Annotated in this window: 1 protein-coding gene; it reads right to left on the bottom strand. The window is 71.3% G+C overall.

The features are described 5' to 3' along the window. Window positions 1–104 precede the first annotated feature (104 nt). Window positions 105–341, bottom strand: a 237-nt coding sequence (locus H7I41_RS10025) for an enoyl-CoA hydratase-related protein (protein WP_264012428.1), incomplete at its 5' end; no start/stop codon positions are given.

The raw sequence follows: 341 nt of genomic DNA, 5'->3' as shown, positions 1-341 counted from the left end.
GCCTGCGGCGCGCTGTTCGGCAAGGAACCCGCGCACCTCGGCACGAAGCGCCGCGGTGGCGGTGGGATCGGCGGAGGCCGGTGGCACCAGTCGGAACTGTGCCATCAGCTGCTCCGCCAGCGCGCGATGCGTTGCTGATGCTCCGCATCGGCGTGGGCCAGCGGCTGCATGGCCGCGGCCATGGCCAGCGTCGATTCCAATGTCCCGGTGCGCGACTCCAGCAGCAGGCGCTTGGCCATCCGCAGCGAGTGAGAGGGGTTCTGCGCGATCCGCTCGGCCAGCTCCGTCGCCGTGCTCACCAGTTCGTCATGCGGGACGACCCGGCTGACCAGACCCCAGGC

Origin of the sequence: [Mycobacterium] manitobense (genome assembly GCF_025821665.1) — a bacterium.
Lineage (GTDB): Bacteria > Actinomycetota > Actinomycetes > Mycobacteriales > Mycobacteriaceae > Mycobacterium > Mycobacterium arseniciresistens.
Note: the sequence above shows the minus strand (reverse complement) of the source record. Positions and strands in the feature narration are given on the sequence as shown.